Genomic DNA, 13877 nt, shown 5'->3' on the forward strand with positions numbered 1-13877 from the left:
TCCTCGATGGACAGTCAGGTCACCAGGTGACGGGCAGCTCGTAGACGCCGTACACCTGGCCGTCGTGCTTGAACGGCAGCTCTTCGACGCTGGTGGCCAGCCGGAGCGTCGGCACGCGGCGGAACAGGCTCGCGTAGGCGACCTGCAGCTCCACCCGGGCCAGCGGCTGGCCGAGGCACTGGTGCACGCCGAAGCCGAACGCGACGTGGCGGCGGGCGTCGCGGGTGATGTCGAGCTTGTCGGGGTCGGCGAAGACCTCGGGGTCGCGGTTGCCGATCTCCCCGGCCAGCACGATGCCCTCACCGGCGCGGATCGTCACGCCGCCGTGGTCGATGTCGTCGAGCGCGACGCGGCGGCGTCCCATGTGGACGATGGTGAGGTAGCGCAGCATCTCCTCGACCGCGCCGGCGACCAGCTTCGGGTCTTCGGTTTCGCGCAGCGCCGCCAGCTGGTCCGGGTGCTGCAGCAGGGCCGCGGTGCCGAGGGCGATCATGTTCGCCGTGGTCTCGTGCCCGGCCACCAGCAGCAGCATGCCCATCGCCGCGGCCTCGCGCCGGGTCAGCTCGCCGGTGCGGACGCGCTGCTCGGCGAGGTCGGAGAGCAGGTCGTCGGCGGGCTCGGCGAGCTTGCGGGCGATCAGGTCGTCGAGGTAGCCGACCAGCCGCTGCTGCGCGGCGACCGAGTCCTCGGGGCTGGTGTCGCGCTTGACCAGCAGCCGGCTGTTGCGCTGGAAGAAGTCGTGGTCGGTGTAGGGCACGCCGAGCAGCTCGCAGATGACCAGCGACGGCACCGGCAGCGCGTACGCCTGGACGAGGTCCGCCGGTTTCGGCCCGGCCAGCAGGTCGTCGAGCAGCCCGTCCACGACCCGCTGGACGGCCGGGCGCATCGCCTCGATCCGCTTGACCGCGAACGGCGCGGTCACCATCCGCCGCAGGCGAGCGTGGTCCGGGTCGTCCATGGAGATGAAGGTGCGGGCGTGGCTGCGCCGGGCGACCATGCCCGGGCTGGAGCTCGGGTAGCCGGGCAGGGTCGGGTTCGCGCTCACCCGCCGGTCACCCAGCAGGGCGCGCACGTCTTCGTGCCGCGTGACCAGCCACGGCGTGCTGCCGTCCCACAGCCGGATCCGCGTGATCGGCGCCGTTTGCTGCAGCCCGCGGATCTCGGGGGAGGGGTCGAACGGGCAACCCCGCGCCCGGGGCGCCGGGTACTCCGGCAGCGTCGACCGGTCCGGCTCGAGCGAAGTGGTCATGGTGCTCCCTTCGGACTTTCGGTAGGCGGTCGCCTACCTGCAGTGAGCGACTGTGCGCGTGCGGGAACCCCCGGCGAGCCGGGTGGCGGTCAGGCCTTGGCGGTGGCCGGGCTCGGGTCGCGAGCCGCGTCGACGAGCCGGCGGACCACCGGCAGGGCGACGTTCATCGCCAGTCTCAGCGTCGCCGCGTCCTCGGCGGGCAAGGTCGCGAGCAGTTCGGCGAGCCGTTCGTGGCGGTCGCGGCGCCGGTCGGCGAGCAGCGTGCGGCCGGGATCGGTGAGCGCGACGAGGGAGGCGCGGCCGTCTTCGGGGTCGCTGATCCGGGTCACCAAGCCTTGGCGCTCGAGGCGCTGGACGAGCTGGCTCATCGACGGCTGGCTGACGCCTTCCGCGGTCGCGAGCGTCGTGAGCCGGAGGGCGCCTTCGTGGTGGAGCCGTGCCAGGCAGGCCAGCGCCGTCATCGACAGGCTCGCCCGGTCGCTCAGGTGGCGGACGACGAGGCTGATCATCTCGTCCAGCGCGTCCGCGGTTTCGTCCATACCTCAACTTGTATCACTGGATTATGTTGCTGTCTAACGTACCGTGCGGTCGATCACACGCTGTGTGGTGGGTTCACTGGAACGGCCGCAGGTCAAACCGGACACACCGCCGAGATGTCTCAAAATTTTGGATAGGCTAACTATGTAGTTAGCTCGCGCGGCCGACAGCGCAGGACGAACGCCGGCTCGCCGGGATCCTCCCTCGGCGGCTCCTCCGGCGCGACGCCTGGTCAGCTCGCCGGCCGGGCCTTCAAGATCAGGTCGGTGGTCAGGCGGATGTGCCCGGCCAGCGCCGCGACGGCCCGGTCCGCGTCGCCCGCGAGCGCATGTTCGGTGATGGCCGCGTGCTCCGCCGCCGGGTCGCGCTCGCGGTCCTGCTCGTCGAGTGCCTCCGACCAGCGCCGGTAGAGCTTCGCGCTGTCGCGCAGGCCCCGTGCGATGGCGTAGAGGCGCTCGCTGCCGCAGCCGGCGAGCAGCACGTCGTGGAACTGCGCGTGCGCGGCTTCCCAGTCCGGCGTCACGCGCCCGGGGTCGGCCGGGTCGCGGCGGAGCGTGTTCGCCAGCGTGTAGTGCGCCGCGACGACCTTCGACCGCCACGTCAGGTCGTCGCGCTCGACGGCTCGGCGCAACGCCAGGCCTTCGATGTCGACCCGGGTGGTGGTCAGGTCCAGCAGGTCCGTCTCGGAGATCGGGGTCACCTGGAAGCCGACCTGCGGGTTCGCGCGCACGAGTCCCTGCTCGGCGAGCCGGCTCAGCACTTCGCGGACCAGGCTCACGCTGGCGGTGTAGCGCGCGCAGAGCGGCCGGAACTTCAGTCGTTCGCCCGGCGCCAGGACGCCGCCGAGGATGTCGGCGCGCAGCCCGGCGTACACGTCGTCGGTGCGCGTCTTGGAAGCCGCCGGTGGTGCCATGCGGTCACCTTACACAGCTTCGAGGTCAGGCTAGATGTTCGAACATCTGTTGACTTATCGAGTACGCGGCTCTAGAAAGGGCCCATGCCTCGAACTCAGCCCCGCACCGTCGTCGTCACCGGAGGCGGCACCGGCATCGGCGCCGCCACCGCCGCCCGCTTCGCCGCGGCCGGCGACGACGTCACGATCACCGGCCGCCGCGCCGACGTCCTGGCCGGCACCGCCGCCGAACTCGGCGTCCGGCACGTGGTGTTCGACGCCGCCGACCCGGGGGCGGTCCGCGACGCGCTGGCGGAGCTGCCGCCCGCGGTCGACGTGCTGGTCAACAACGCCGGCGGCAACACCGACCGGCAACGGCCGCCGGTCGAACCCGGCGACCTCGCCGGGATCGCCGCGGCGTGGCGCGCGAACTTCGACGCCAACGTGCTCACCGCCGTGCTCACGACCGAAGCCCTCGCACCCCGGCTCGCCGACGGCGCCCGCGTCGTCACGATCGGCTCGATCGCGGCGAAGCAGGGCTCCGGGTCTTATGGCGCGGCCAAGGCGGCCCTCGAAGCGTGGAACGTCGAGCTGGCCCGGAAGCTGGGTGGCCGCGGCATCAGCGCCAACATCGTCGCCCCCGGTGTCACGGTGGACACCGAGTTCTTCCAGGGCACGGTGACCGAGGAGTGGGTCAAGGCGCGGGTCTCGGTGGCGTTCGACCAGCGGCCCGGCACCCCCGCCGAGACCGCGGACACGGTGTTCTTCCTGGCGGGCCAGGGATCCGGGCACATCACCGGCCAGGTCGTCCACGTCAACGGCGGCGCTTACACCGCTCGCTGAACCCGCGCTTCGCGGGCGACCGCGCGCAGCACGCCGATCGGGTCTTCACCCATGGCGTGCAGCCCGACCTGACTCGCGCCGGCCGCCAGCTCCGCGCGCACGCCTGCCGCCACCGCGGCCTCGTCGCCGTGGAGCACCAGCGCGTCGACCAGCCGGTCGCTGAACGGCTCGGTGAGATCCTTGTCGGTGTAGCCGATCCGCCGGAGGTTGTTGGCGTAGTTGGCGATGCCGAGCATGGGCCGCACCCTGGCCCGGCCGGTTTCCCGGGCCCGCTCGACATCGGTGTCGAGCAGCACGCCGTGCCCGGGGATCACCAGCTTGGCCGGGCCGAGCGCCGCCCGGGCGCGGCGGGTGTGCTCGGGCGTCACCTGGAGCGTGAGCGTGCCCGCGGCGCGCTCGGCCGCCAGCCGGAGCATCTTGGGGCCGAGCGCGGCCAGCAGCACGCGCTCGGCGGGGACGCCGGCCGCGGTCAGGACGTCCAGGTGGCTCGCGACCTTCGCCAGCGGCGACGCGTACCCGGCGTCGACCTCCCGGTGCCCGGCGCCGATGCCGATGAGGAGCCGGTCGGCGTGCTTGGCCGCGATCCGGTGGTAGGCGGCGGCGATGGTTTCCGCGTCGGCCTGCCACACGTTGAGCACGCTGGTGCCCACCACGATCCGGTCGGTGGCGTCGAGCAGCCGCTCCGCCACGAGCAGGTCGGCCGCCGGCGACGCGGCCAGCCAGATCGCGCCGTACCCGGCTTCTTCCAGTGCGACGGCGTCCGTCGCGGTCGCCTCGGCGGCAGTCAGGTAGGCGCCGAGCGATCCCGGTTCGATGGTCATGATCACGACTTCACCACCGGCCGGCGCCGCGGGCCAGCGTCAGCTCCGACGTGCTGCGATAAGCTTCCCTTATCGTCGAGACCGGCCGGGTGGGAACTCATGGAGCTGCGCGCGTTGCGCTATTTCGTCACCGTCGCCGACGAACTGCACTTCGGCCGGGCCGCCGAGCGGCTGCACATCGCGCAGCCCGCCGTCAGCCAGCAGATCGCCCGGCTGGAGCGCGAGCTCGGGGTCCGTCTTCTCGACCGGTCGCCGCGGCGGGTCCGGCTCACCGAGGCCGGAGAGCGGGTGCTCGAGGCGGCACGCAGCACGCTGGCCGCGGCCGGCCAGGTGCGGATCGCGGCGAAGCAGGTCATGACGACGGTGCGCATCGGCACCGCCGCGGGCATGACCGCCCGCTTGGAACGCGGCATCGACGCCCTCCGCGAGCGGGCGCCGGAGTTCGACGTCGTGCTGGTCGACCTCCCCGTCGAGGCCCGGCTCAACGCGCTCCGGCAGGGCGAGCTCGACCTGGCGCTGACTCGCGGCGTGCGCTCGGTGCCCGGGCTCGTCGTGCTGCCGACGTGGACCGAGCGCCTGTTCGCGGTGGTGTCCCGGCACCACCCGGCCGCGGCTCGCCGCACCGTCGCCCTCGCCGACCTGGCCGGCGACACGCTGCGGTTCCCCGCCCGCGAACACGACCCGCTCCTGCACGACGCGCTGGCCCAGGCGTTGCACGACACGGGCCTCTGCCCGGCGGCGGGCCGGCCGACCGGCACGGTGCAGGACACGGTCGTCGAAGTCGGATCGGATCCCCGCAGCTGGACGGTGCTGCCGGCCGACCAGGTCGCCGAGATCCGTTCGACGCGGGTTCGTTCGATCCCGCTCGAGCCGGCGATCACGATCGCCGGCAGCGTGGTCGTCGCGCCGGGTCAGGCGAGCAGTGGCGCGGAGTGCGCGGTGGCCGCCTTCCGCGACTGAACCCGGCTGTTCTGTCCATAGTGGACGTGGCTTAGCGGTGTCCGGTGTGGAAGGCCCAGGCGTCCGCGACGATGTCACGCAGGTCCGGCTTGGCCGGTTGCCAGCCGAGGTCCTTCTGCGCCTTCTCGCTGCTCGCGACGGTGATCACCGCGTCGCCGTCCCGGCGAGGGGCGAGCACCACCGGGATCGGGTGCCCGGTGACTTCACGGGCCGCTGCCACCACCTGCATGTTGGTGTAACCGTTGCCGTTGCCGAGGTTGTAGACCTCGTGGCGGCCGGGCTCGATCGCTTCCAGGGCCAGGACGTGCGCCGCGGCCAGGTCGGCGACGTGGATGTAGTCGCGCACGCACGTGCCGTCCGGGGTCGGGTAGTCGGTGCCGTACATCTGCAGCCGCTCCCGCTTGCCCGCGGCGACCTGCAGCACGATGGGGATGAGGTGGCTTTCCGGATCGTGCCGTTCGCCGAGCGCGCCGACGGCGCCCGCCGCGTTGAAGTAGCGCAGGCTCGTCGCGCCGAGGCCGAACGCCGTGGCTTCCGCGGCCAGCATCAGGTCGACCACGAGTTTGCTGGCCGCGTAAGGATTGCGTGGCTCCACCCGGGCGGTCTCGGCGAGCTTCTCGTCGCCGTCGCCGCGGTACATCGAGCCGGTCGACGAGAAGATCATCCGGGGGACGCGCGCCGTCCGGATCGCCTCCAGCAGGGCGAGGGAGCCACGCACGTTGACGTCCCAGTAGAGATCCGGCCTCGCCACGGACTCCGCGACCTCGATGCGGCCGGCGAAGTGCAGAACCCCGTCGAAGCCCGCTTCGGGAGTCAGCACCCGGGCGGCGTCGTGCACGGACAACCGGTGGAACACGACGCTGTCCGGAACGCTCTCGCGGTGACCGGTCGACAGGTCGTCCAGCACCTCGACCTCGTGCCCGGACGCCAGCAGGGCCCGCGTCACCACGCTCCCGATGTAGCCCGCGCCACCCGTGACCAGCAGTCTCACCGCGTGTTCCTCCCTCGTCGATCGACGCGGGAAGTCTAGCGATGCCCGGCGGTCAGCCGCCCGGGACGATGAGGACGGGGTACTCGCGGTCGACGACGCGCAACGCTGTCGTGGCCCACGCACCGCCGGCAGTGCAGCGTCGCGGGCCCACGCCACCGTCTCGGGTGACACCCAGCGGAGCCTCATCGGTGGCAAATTGCGGAAAAGTGTCACTCTTGCCTGGTGCCGGCGCTACTCTCGGCCCGGCGTTGTCCCCGATCTTGAAAGAGCTTCCATGTCCTTTCGTGCCTTCCCCTTGGTCGCCGCCGGTGTCGCTCTGCTGATCGCGGGTTGTTCAGGGGGAGGCGACAGCTCGGGCGCCGCCACGTCCTCGGCCGCGACGGCGAAATCCGGCGGGACCTCGAAGGCTCAGCCGACGACCGAACCGGTGGGCGACGACGCCGTCGGGCGGTACGAGACCTACCTGCACGCGATCGGCAACCGGGACGTCGCCACGGCCTGCGAAATCGGCCGGCCCGCCGCCGAGGAGTCGCGTGGCAGCAGCGGACCCTGCGAACAGTCCATGAAGATCCAGTTCGGGATGTACGACCCGGACGAAATGAAGGCGATGCGGGGCGCCAAAGTGGACAAGGCCGGCATCACCGAATCGCCGACGCGGGTCGAGATTCCCACCGGGGCGGTCAAAGTCGACGTCGAGCTCATCGAAACCGAACTGAACGACGCCGTCATGGAACTGCGTGACGGAAAGTGGTACCGGGTCAAGTGAGCCGTTCGGCCAGCCACTGCGCGATACCGGTCAGCACGTCCTCCTCGACGGGCCGGCGCAGCAGCTTGCGGTAGCCGAACACCGTTCCGGGGCCGTCGGTGCGCCGGAGGATGTGGGTCAGGTCCGGGATGCGATGGGTTTGCGCCCCCGGCACCAGGTTCGCGATCACGTCCAGGTCGGCCGGGTCGACTTGGGTGTCCTTCTCACCCGTGAGCGCCAGGACCGGGGCGTTGACGCGGCTCAGGTCCGGCCGCGGGTCGTAGGCCAGCTGTTCGCGCCACCACTTGGCGTTGACGCGGATGCCGCCGACGCGCGCCGCGTCGGTCGTGGTCGCCGATAGCCGGGCCAGCTGTTTCGCGCCCACGCGACGCAGCAGCGGGTGGGTCACGCGCGGTGCCAGCCGGGCGCCCTGCCACCGGACCGCCGCCTCGCCTCGGCGGGCGTACCCCGCGAGCAGCACCGCCGCCGCGGGGTGCGCGTGGGCCGCCAGCCACATCGCGTGGACCGCGCCTTCGCTGTGTCCCAGCACGCCGACGGCGCGTCCGCGCACTTCCGGGTGCTCGCGCACCGCCTGCAACGCGGCCGCGGCGTCGGCGCGGTTGTCCAGGAAGCCCACCGTGTGCCAGTCGCCGGGGGTGGCGCCGACGCCGCGGCGGTCGAAGCGGAAGGACGCGATGCCGTGCCGGGCCAGGGTTTCGGCCAGCGGACGGCCCAGGTCCAGCCGCAGCTTGGGGGTGTTGGAGTCGCGGTCTAGCTTGCCGGAGCCGGGCAGGCAGAGCACCGCGGGGTGCGGGCCGGGCCCGGCGGGCAGGGTGAGGGTGCCCGCGAGCGCCACGCCGTCCGCCGCCGGTGCGGCCAGTTCGATCCGCCTCGCCACCTGGGGTTCCGCCTCGATCATCGCCGACCTCCATTGTTATCAGTTTTGATAAAAGTATCAGAGGAGGTAATGATGTGTCCATGACGACGCTCGACCTGCTGCTGCACCCGGTCCGCCTCCGGATCCTGCGCACCTTCCTGGACGGCCACCCGGCCACGACGGCCCAGCTCCGCGAGCGGCTGCCGGACATCCCGCCGGCGACGATGTACCGGCACGTCGGGGCGCTGGCGGCCGCGGGCGTGCTGGAGGTGCTGGACGAGAAGCGCGTCCGCGGCGCGGTCGAGCGCACCTACCGGGTGTCGTGGCAGCACGCCGAACTCGGCCCCGAGGCCCGAGCGGCGATGACGACCGAGGACCACCGGCGCGCGTTCACGGCCTTCGCCGGCGGGCTGCTGGCCGACTTCGACCACTACCTCGCGACGGAGCCGGCCGACCCGGCGGCCGACGGCGTGACCTACCAGCAGGCGGCGCTGTGGCTGACCGACGCCGAGATGGCGGAGCTGGTGGCGGAGGTGCATGCGGCGGTGACGGCCCGGCTCGGCCGCGATCCGGGGGATGGGCGCAGCCGGCGGATGATCAGCCTGGTCGGCATGCCCGCCGAGGCGTGAGGGTTGCGGCGCTGGCGAGGCCGGTTCGGGGGGACCGCGGCAGGGGCCCGGGCGGTGAGTTTGCGGTGTGGGGTTCGGGTTGCGGTGCCGGCGTGGCCGGTTTGGTGGGGTTGGGCCGCGGCTGGGCCCGGGCGGTGAGTTTGCGATGTGGGGTTCGGCCGACGGTGCCGGCGAGCCCGGTTCGGGGTCGGGCCGCGGCTGGGCCCAGGCGGTGAGTTTGCGATGTGGGGTTCGGCCGACGGTGCCGTCGAACCCGGTCGGTAAGCCAGGACCGCGACTCGAGCCGGTCGGCGTGCCCGCCGACGGTCAAGGCTCAGCCCGCCGCGCTGACCAGCCCGGTCCGGTAAGCCAGCACCACAGCCTGCACCCGGTCCCGCAGATCGAGCTTCGTCAGGATCCGCGAAACGTACGTCTTCACCGTCTCCACGCCGATGACCAGCTCGGCCGCGATCTCGGCGTTCGACAACCCACCCGCGATCAGCTTCAGCACCTCCAGCTCCCGGGGCGCGAGCCGGTCCAGGGGGCCGCCGGCCGGGGTCACCGGCTGGATCCGGTCCGCGTAACGGCCGATCAGTGTCCGGGTCACCGCCGGCGACAGCAGGGACTCGCCGCGGGCGACCGTGCGGACCCCTTCGGCGAGCTCGTCCAGCGGCGCGTCCTTGAGCAGGAACCCGCTCGCGCCGGCCCGCAGCGCGTCGTAGACGTACTGGCCGACGTTGAACGTCGTGACCACCAGGACCTTCGCGGGCGTCGCCGCGTCGGGGCCGGCGACGCGGCGGGTCACCTCGATCCCGTCCAGCAGCGGCATCTGGATGTCCATCACCACGACGTCCGGGCGCAGCCGGCCGATTTCGGTGACCGCGTCGCGGCCGTTCCCGGCCTGGCCCACCACCTCCATGTCCGGCTGGGCGCCGAGCACCGCCACGTACCCCGCGCGGATGAGCTGCTGGTCCTCGCAAATCAGCACGCGGATCACCGGTCGCCGCCCACCGGGACGGCCTCCGTCGGAAACCGCGCGCTGACGCGGAAACCGTCGTCCGACGGGCCGGCCGTGAACCGGCCGCCGAGTGCGTCGACCCGGTCGCGCAACCCCGCCAGACCGCGGCCGCCGGAGCCGAGCGCGCCTGGCGCCGTCGCCGGGCCGCGGGTCGTCACCTCGACCTCGAGGCGGTCCGCGCCGTAGTCGACGCGGACCGTCGCGGGCCGGCCGGCGGCGTACTTGGCCGCGTTGGTCAGCGCTTCCTGCACGATCCGGTACGCGGTGAGCTCGGTTTCCGGTGGCAGCGCCGGACGTTCGCCGGTTTCGACCAGTTCGACGTCCCGGCCCGGCTGCTCGACCAGGCCGGGCAGGGCGCTCAGGCCCGGGGTGCGCGCGCCGGTCGCTTCCAGGACGCCGAGCAGGAACCGCAGTTCGGTGAGGGCGTCGCGGCCGGAGCCGGTGATGGCGGCGAGGACTTCGGGGACGCTCTCGGCGGGAAGGTACTGGGCGGCGTCGGCCTGGACCACCATCGCCGTCACGTGGTGGGTGACGACGTCGTGCAGTTCGCGGGCGAGCCGCGCCCGCTCGTCCGCCGCCGCGGCGCGGGCGGTGAGCCGCCGTCGTTCGGCCTCCTGCCGCCGCCGCTGCCGGACCAGCGCGCCCAGCGCCCAGAACAGGACCAGCACCACGTAGTAGACGAGGTAGGTCAGCAGGTCCGACGGCGATCCGCGCAGGGCGACCAGAACCGCGAAGACGACGTACCCCGCCGACGCCGCGGCGGGCACCGTCCGGCGGAGACGCTCCTCGCGCGCCCCGGCCGAGTAGAGCGCGAAGTACAGCGCGAGGCTGCCGAAGGTGGGGGAGTACGCGAGCACTTCGTGCGCCGCGAAGCAGGTCGCGATGATCGCGAGGGTCGCCGCGGGCCACCGGCTGCGCACCGCGAGCGGGAGCGTCGTCCCAAGCACCAGCAGGACCGCCGCGAACCCGCCGTCGTGCCGCGGCAGGTCGCCGAACTGGGCGCCGATCATCGTGAGGCCCGGCACGAACGCGGCGGCGGTGACGGCCGCGGCGAGGGCCCCGTCGCGGACTTCCGGGGTGACGCCCGCCCAACGCTCCCGGAGACGGCCCAGCTTCGGCATGGCGGGGAGCCTAGCGAGACTGGGCCGTTTCCGGGGGCCCGCCCGGGAAAGGGCGGCCGCGAGGGCACGAATCCGGGGCGGTGGGGGCAGAGTGGTGCGCGGTCAGTGCTGGACTACGTCGGTGCAGTCGAGGTCCCGCTCCGGCAGCTTGCCGGTGTCGAGGAAGGTCACGGTCGCGGTGTCGGCGCAGGCCGAACCTTCGTGGTAGACGTAGTGCCCGCCGTTGTCGACGCCGACGAAAGCCGCGCGCTCGCCCAGGATCCGGCGCAGGCCCGTGCCCGAGTCCCACGTTGTGGCGTGGTCGCGGCGGTTCTGCAGGATCAGCGTGTTGCGCGGGCCGGCGGCGGTCACGGCCACCGGCTTTTCGAGCGGCTGCGGCCAGAACGCGCACGGCCAGATGTTCGCCGGCATGCCCGCGGTCAGCGGCCAGGCCTTCCGGTCGGCGGCGGTGGCCGCCGCGTAGCCGCCGACGTCGTGGGACCATTCGGCGTCGCCGCAGGTGAGCGCCAGGAACATGGTCGCCTGGTTGTCGGCGGGCACGCCCGGGGCGGCCGGGGAGTCGGCGAACACCTGCTTGACCACCTGGCCGTCGGCTTCGGTGAGGTGACCGTCGGCGAGGTCCGCGGCGGCCTTCCAGACCTGGGCGAGCACCGGCAGTGTGTTGTTGTGCAGCAGCAAGGCGTAGGTGACACCACGCAGCATCGCCCCGGACAGCGACTGCGGTGTGCCCGGCACCGGAGCCGGGCGGCGGTCGAGCCGGTCGGCGAGCGCCAAGTACGTCCGGGTGACCGCTTCGGGGGTGGCGCCGAGGCCGAGGGTGGCGTTCTGCGCCGCGGCGACGGCGGCCGCGTCGGGGAACCGGTCGGCCATCCCCTTGCCCCAGCTCTGCGCATCCCCTGCCCAGACATGGGCCGGGTCGACGTTGCCTTCCAGGATCACGTGGTCGGCCTTGTCCGGGTACAGCGCGTTGTAGACTGCCCCGAGGTAGGTGCCGTAGGACTGGCCCCAGTACGAGATCTTGGCCTCCCCCAACGCATCCCGGACGCGGTCGAGGTCGCGGGCGGTGTTGGCGGTGGTGAAGTAACGCAGGTCGCTCCCGGCCTTCGCCGCGCACTTCCCGGCCGTGTCCCGGGCGGCCTGGACGTTCGCGTCGATCGAGCCGTCGGCGGCCGGGTAGGGGAACAAGGCGGCGACGCTGGGGTTGTCGAGCCCACAGCTCTGCGGGGTGCTCGTGCCGACGCCGCGCGGGTCGAAGCCGATCAGGTCGTAGCCGTCCAGGACGGCCTTCGGCAGCGTCGGCGCCATCGTGCTCGGTGTGTCGAGACCCGGCAGGGCCGGACCGCCGGGGTTCAGCAGCAGGACGCCGTGGCGCTTCGCCGGGTCGGTCGCGGGGAGCTTGGAGATCGTGACGTCGATCGTCCTGCCGTCCTGGTGGCCGTAGTCGAGGGGGACCCGCACCTTCGCGCAGGTGAGCCTGGGGTCCCGCGCCGTGCCCGGCGCCGCTGCCGGGCACGGCGCCCAGCTGAGTGCCGCGGGGGTGTCTTCGTCGTCCGCGCTGTCGCACGCGGCCACGCCGAGGACCGTCAGTGTCGTGACCGCCAAGGCCGCGGCCAGCCGGTGGCCTCGTGGTGTGTGCATGGTGCTCCGCCCTTCGGATTCGCTTTGACGGCGCCGAAGTTAGCGAGCGCGGGGCGGTGGGGACAGTCACCTTGGCGGGAGCAATCGGGGTAGCTCTTCCGAGGGACTACGGCCTTCGGTAGATCGTGATGGAGTGGCCGACGTCGTCGATCGGGGTGCTCGTCGAGATCAGTGTCGTCAGGCGTTCGTCCGCTTTGGCGATCGCCGAGTCCGACACGGCGAGCAGTCCGTGGACCTGGGCCGGGGGGACGTCGCGGGGGTCGGTCGCGGTGATCCCGTAGGCCGATGGCACTCCGCTTCCCTTGTAGACCAGCCAGATCTTCTCACCGGGGTAGCGGTCGGCCAGCCGGGCCAGGTCCTGGCCCCAGTCGACGTTCGAGTCGTGGAGGCTGAGGTGGGTTCGTGATGGGCCGCCGAATGCTTCGTTCGAGTACGTCAGGTAGTAGGGGAATGTCCGTAGTGAGCTGATCGCCGCGAAGACGACCAGGGCTGCTACGGCGAGGTGCGTCCATCTCGAGCGGATGAGGACAAGTGTTCCCGCCGCTACCGCCAGGAACATCGGGACGAAGATCGCGTAGCGGACGCCCAGGTCGCGGGTGCTGGTCATCGCTGTCGCCAGGAGCACCACCGCGGGGAGCAGGACGTACGGTGCCGCCGGGCGCAGGCCGCGGATCGTCAGCATCGTGGCCGCACCGGCCGTGCCGAGTGCCAGTGCTCCCAGGGGGAGTTTGATCAGCAGTGCCGTCGGGAGGTAGTACCAGACCGGGCCCGGGTGATAGGTGCCCAGCAGGAATGTGCTCCAGGTCCGGTCCTCCAGCGCGAACTGGACGCGTAGGCCGTCCAGGTACGGCCGGGGGAGCGGGAGCGCGTCGGCGAGTGCCCGGAGGCCTTGCTGGGGCCGCAGGTCTGGTGGGGTTGTCCAGTGTAGTCGGGGGTCCACGGTCAGGTACGCGGCCCACACCACGGCGATCGCCAGCAGGGCTACCGTGGCTACTGCCGCTGCTGCGCGGAGTGTCCTTTTCGGACCTTTGCGGTGCTGGGTGGCGAGTGCGGCCAGGATCAGTAGTACCGGTACCGCTGCCAACGCGCTCATCTTCGTGGCCACCGCTGCGCCCAGGGCCAGTCCTGCCAAGGGGACGTAACGGCCCGGGTTGGCTCTGGCTCGCCACAGCAGCCAGGTCGCGGTCAGTACGAAGCCCGCTACCGGTACGTCCAGGGTTGCCAGTGCGCCGTGGGCGATGAGGTCCGGGGAGAACGTGTACAGCGCCAGTGCGGTCAGGCCGCCCGTCGGGGTCGTCAGGTCGCGGGCGAAGAGGAATGTCACCAGGCCGAAGAGCAGGGTCAGGACGATCACCGGTAGTCGTGCGGCCAGCAGCAGGGTTTTCGGGTTGTTGCCTGACTCGTACAGGATGTGGCGGCCCAGCTGGGTCTGGTCGCCGGTGAATGCCGGGTCGAGTTTCGTGTCGGTGAAGGCCAGGCCGGTTGCGATGATCAGCTTGCCCAGGGGTGGGCCAGTGCCATTCCGGCCAGCAGTGCTGCGACCAGCAGCCATTGGATCAGGCGGTTCTCTTTTGGCT

At 72.2% G+C, this 13877-nt stretch carries 14 protein-coding genes; 4 read left to right on the plus strand and 10 right to left on the minus strand.

Annotation, left to right across the window (positions count from 1 at the left end; all coding sequences use genetic code 11):
- Window positions 1-19: 19 nt before the first annotated feature.
- The 3 genes from M8542_RS08395 to M8542_RS08405 form a co-directional block, all read right to left on the minus strand.
- Entirely contained in the window at window positions 20-1249 is a 1230-nt protein-coding gene (locus M8542_RS08395; protein WP_257919455.1) for a cytochrome P450, read from the minus strand.
- Window positions 1250-1338: 89 nt separating this feature from the next.
- Window positions 1339-1788: a MarR family transcriptional regulator gene (locus M8542_RS08400; RefSeq protein WP_257919456.1), complete on the minus strand. Its 450-nt coding sequence runs from the start codon at window positions 1786-1788 to the stop codon at window positions 1339-1341.
- Window positions 1789-2018: 230 nt separating this feature from the next.
- The gene (locus M8542_RS08405; RefSeq protein WP_257919457.1) at window positions 2019-2699 is read right to left on the minus strand and encodes a GntR family transcriptional regulator; all 681 of its coding nucleotides are present in this window, start codon (window positions 2697-2699) and stop codon (window positions 2019-2021) included.
- A gap of 84 nt (window positions 2700-2783) precedes the next feature.
- Here M8542_RS08405 and M8542_RS08410 point away from each other — a divergent pair, with 84 nt between their 5' ends.
- A complete protein-coding gene (locus tag M8542_RS08410) occupies window positions 2784-3521 on the plus strand; it encodes an SDR family oxidoreductase (RefSeq protein ID WP_257919458.1) in 738 nt (245 codons plus the stop codon).
- On the opposite strand, the gene M8542_RS08415 is transcribed toward M8542_RS08410, so the two are convergent.
- Window positions 3506-4342 carry a TIGR03620 family F420-dependent LLM class oxidoreductase gene (locus M8542_RS08415; RefSeq protein ID WP_257919459.1) on the minus strand — a complete coding sequence of 279 codons (837 nt, stop codon included), beginning with the start codon at window positions 4340-4342 and terminating at the stop codon, window positions 3506-3508. The genes M8542_RS08410 and M8542_RS08415 overlap by 16 nt on opposite strands.
- A 99-nt stretch (window positions 4343-4441) precedes the next feature.
- Between M8542_RS08415 and M8542_RS08420 the strand changes: the two genes are divergently transcribed.
- On the plus strand, window positions 4442-5302 hold the full coding sequence (locus M8542_RS08420) for a LysR family transcriptional regulator (protein ID WP_257919460.1): 861 nt from the start codon (window positions 4442-4444) through the stop codon (window positions 5300-5302).
- 31 nt (window positions 5303-5333) lie between these two features.
- Here the strand turns inward: M8542_RS08420 and galE are convergent, their stop codons facing one another.
- Complete coding sequence (gene galE / locus M8542_RS08425; protein WP_257919461.1) at window positions 5334-6293, minus strand: UDP-glucose 4-epimerase GalE; 960 nt, start codon at window positions 6291-6293, stop codon at window positions 5334-5336.
- Window positions 6294-6567: 274 nt separating this feature from the next.
- Between galE and M8542_RS08430 the strand changes: the two genes are divergently transcribed.
- The gene (locus M8542_RS08430; RefSeq protein ID WP_257919462.1) at window positions 6568-7059 is read left to right on the plus strand and encodes a hypothetical protein; all 492 of its coding nucleotides are present in this window, start codon (window positions 6568-6570) and stop codon (window positions 7057-7059) included.
- Here the strand turns inward: M8542_RS08430 and M8542_RS08435 are convergent.
- Entirely contained in the window at window positions 7052-7957 is a 906-nt protein-coding gene (locus M8542_RS08435; RefSeq protein WP_257919463.1) for an alpha/beta hydrolase family protein, read from the minus strand. The two genes, M8542_RS08430 and M8542_RS08435, sit on opposite strands and share 8 nt — an antisense overlap.
- 59 nt (window positions 7958-8016) lie before the next feature.
- Here M8542_RS08435 and M8542_RS08440 point away from each other — a divergent pair, with 59 nt between their 5' ends.
- Window positions 8017-8544 carry a helix-turn-helix domain-containing protein gene (locus tag M8542_RS08440; RefSeq protein WP_257919464.1) on the plus strand — a complete coding sequence of 176 codons (528 nt, stop codon included), beginning with the start codon at window positions 8017-8019 and terminating at the stop codon, window positions 8542-8544.
- A 313-nt stretch (window positions 8545-8857) separates the two neighbouring features.
- Here M8542_RS08440 and M8542_RS08445 read toward each other — a convergent pair whose 3' ends face one another.
- The 4 genes from M8542_RS08445 to M8542_RS08460 form a co-directional block, all read right to left on the minus strand.
- Window positions 8858-9520, minus strand: coding sequence for a response regulator (locus tag M8542_RS08445; RefSeq protein ID WP_257919465.1), 663 nt, complete (start codon window positions 9518-9520; stop codon window positions 8858-8860).
- Window positions 9517-10662, minus strand: a complete 1146-nt coding sequence (locus M8542_RS08450) for a sensor histidine kinase (protein ID WP_257919466.1) — start codon at window positions 10660-10662, stop codon at window positions 9517-9519. Before M8542_RS08450 ends, M8542_RS08445 begins: the two co-directional genes overlap by 4 nt.
- Window positions 10663-10764: 102 nt before the next feature.
- A complete protein-coding gene (locus M8542_RS08455; protein WP_257919467.1) occupies window positions 10765-12300 on the minus strand; it encodes an alpha/beta fold hydrolase in 1536 nt (511 codons plus the stop codon).
- A gap of 106 nt (window positions 12301-12406) precedes the next feature.
- Window positions 12407-13852, minus strand: a complete 1446-nt coding sequence (locus tag M8542_RS08460; protein WP_257919468.1) for an ArnT family glycosyltransferase — start codon at window positions 13850-13852, stop codon at window positions 12407-12409.
- Between the last annotated feature and the right edge of the window lie 25 nt (window positions 13853-13877).

This window comes from Amycolatopsis iheyensis (assembly GCF_024703995.1).
Classification (GTDB): Bacteria; Actinomycetota; Actinomycetes; order Mycobacteriales; family Pseudonocardiaceae; genus Amycolatopsis; species Amycolatopsis iheyensis.

Excerpts from the sequence above, each read along its gene's own strand:
- M8542_RS08435 (WP_257919463.1), bottom strand. The coding sequence starts at position 7,957 with ATGATCGAGGCGGAACCCCAGGTGGCGAGGCGGATCGAACTGGCCGCA.
- M8542_RS08455 (WP_257919467.1), bottom strand. The coding sequence starts at position 12,300 with ATGCACACACCACGAGGCCACCGGCTGGCCGCGGCCTTGGCGGTCACG.
- M8542_RS08460 (WP_257919468.1), bottom strand. The coding sequence starts at position 13,852 with ATGGCTGCTGGTCGCAGCACTGCTGGCCGGAATGGCACTGGCCCACCC.
- M8542_RS08430 (WP_257919462.1), top strand. The coding sequence starts at position 6,568 with ATGTCCTTTCGTGCCTTCCCCTTGGTCGCCGCCGGTGTCGCTCTGCTG.
- M8542_RS08440 (WP_257919464.1), top strand. The coding sequence starts at position 8,017 with ATGACGACGCTCGACCTGCTGCTGCACCCGGTCCGCCTCCGGATCCTG.
- M8542_RS08400 (WP_257919456.1), bottom strand. The coding sequence starts at position 1,788 with ATGGACGAAACCGCGGACGCGCTGGACGAGATGATCAGCCTCGTCGTC.
- M8542_RS08415 (WP_257919459.1), bottom strand. The coding sequence starts at position 4,342 with ATGACCATCGAACCGGGATCGCTCGGCGCCTACCTGACTGCCGCCGAG.
- M8542_RS08410 (WP_257919458.1), top strand. The coding sequence starts at position 2,784 with ATGCCTCGAACTCAGCCCCGCACCGTCGTCGTCACCGGAGGCGGCACC.
- M8542_RS08405 (WP_257919457.1), bottom strand. The coding sequence starts at position 2,699 with ATGGCACCACCGGCGGCTTCCAAGACGCGCACCGACGACGTGTACGCC.
- M8542_RS08450 (WP_257919466.1), bottom strand. The coding sequence starts at position 10,662 with ATGCCGAAGCTGGGCCGTCTCCGGGAGCGTTGGGCGGGCGTCACCCCG.
- M8542_RS08395 (WP_257919455.1), bottom strand. The coding sequence starts at position 1,249 with ATGACCACTTCGCTCGAGCCGGACCGGTCGACGCTGCCGGAGTACCCG.
- M8542_RS08420 (WP_257919460.1), top strand. The coding sequence starts at position 4,442 with ATGGAGCTGCGCGCGTTGCGCTATTTCGTCACCGTCGCCGACGAACTG.